This is a genomic window from Polycladospora coralii (assembly GCF_014773435.2).
Classification (GTDB): Bacteria; Bacillota; Bacilli; order Thermoactinomycetales; family Thermoactinomycetaceae; genus Polycladospora; species Polycladospora coralii.
The window spans coordinates 1-1,518 of the sequence record NZ_JACXAG020000029.1 but is presented as its reverse complement, the minus strand read 5'-3'; the positions used below and the strand labels follow the sequence as shown (position 1 = coordinate 1,518).

The 1,518-nt window shown below is 36.8% G+C and carries 2 protein-coding genes and 1 pseudogene; all 3 read right to left on the bottom strand.

The window, feature by feature from the left end; translation table 11 throughout:
* Window positions 1–298: hypothetical protein (locus IC619_RS16575; protein WP_213260997.1), on the bottom strand; the 298-nt coding region annotated here is incomplete at its 3' end.
* Between the two features lie 154 nt (window positions 299–452).
* Complete coding sequence (locus tag IC619_RS16570; protein WP_191141221.1) at window positions 453–863, bottom strand: hypothetical protein; 411 nt, start codon at window positions 861–863, stop codon at window positions 453–455.
* Window positions 864–874: 11 nt separating this feature from the next.
* Window positions 875–1,518 (bottom strand): annotated as a pseudogene (locus IC619_RS16565) (hypothetical protein); the annotation flags it as partial.

Here is a 1,518-nt window from a genome sequence, read left to right as displayed (position 1 = left end):
TGACCATGGAGAATAAGTTCCCAGATGCCGTGTATACATAGCTGTTGGTTTTCTTGCCGTCTACACTTTCGCTGATCATTTCTCCTGATGTCGCTAAATAATCAAAAGTGGTGGTTTGCTCCTGCTCAGTGCCGACATGTTCCACTTTGGACGTGGTTCGATCTAATCCATCGTACGTAAACTGAGTTGTCAGCATGCCGGTCTTGTCTTTATTTTGCTTTTGATGTTTGGCGATGTTGTCGTATAGATCATACTGGTAGGATTCTACGACTTGTTCACCTGCTTCTACACTTTTCACACGACCTAGTGAATCGTAGTTGTAGGTGGACGTTACGCCTTCTTTGGTTTCGCTGATTAAGCGGTTTTTGTCATAGGTATAGCGAGTTCACTATTTATTGTAAATAAAACAAACCCTGAAAGGCATTCAGTGCCCCTCAGGGTTAATAAAATAATTATTCTAAACCTGAATACGGATTACTAATACTCCCATCTAATTCATCAAACATCTCCTCGATCATTTTTTTTACATCAGCACTTATAGTTGTCATATCTACTTCCTTCAACTTTTGATAGCTTTCTTTGAGGCCTAGCAATGCAATAATAGATAGTAAAGTATCCATTAATTCATAAGAATATGGATCAATAATCTCTTTAATTATTAAATCCATCTTTTGTCGTATTTCTTCATCTAGACATGTATAAGTGCGCCACTGTCTATCGGATAATTCATATATAACTTCCGATAACTTCATAATATTTACATTATCTGTACTTTTGTAGTAATCAATGACCTGATTGAAATACATTTCTAATTTTTCTTTAGACATATAGTCTGGTAATTCTTCAAAGATAGAAAGATTCATTATTCAACCACCTACTCTAAAGGAATATGTGTTTTATCGCTTGCTCTCCTATAAAATCCGCCATCTTGCCCTAGGAGTTTTCTACCTATTTTTATTTGTGCAGTCCACATATTTCCTGAATTACTATTGGGATACAGTTGCTTAGCATTTAAATCAGGTGAATGCCATTTTATTTCTATTTTTTGACCATTTATATCAAATCTGTACTTATATCCTTCTTTAATGGTTTCACTTGGTCTAAATGTATTTGGAGTTCCTTTCGGTATCATTGATTTTAAATTATCAACGGAAACTTTTCCATTCCTCAGTAGACTAGTAGCAGCAAATTTTGCATCGTATTTTGCAGGGACTCGACTAGACTTAGCCACTTTAGTTGATTTTTTAGCTGTAGCTAAGTCTCCTTTCTTAGCATCCTTCTTCAACCCTTGCTTCATTACAGATTTTATTAACCCGGGGCCTGAACGAAGGAAAGATATTTCCCCCAGCGGTGATGGATCTAAAAAAGCAAACAGCACCATCATTACTAACCCTTGTACTTCTGGGGATGCAGCTTGATGCCCCCCACCTGCACGATAACCCAAGTAATTACTATAGTGACCATTTCCATTTGCTCGACTTAAACTAACCTGTGTATAGTGGATTTCTTTGACCACTT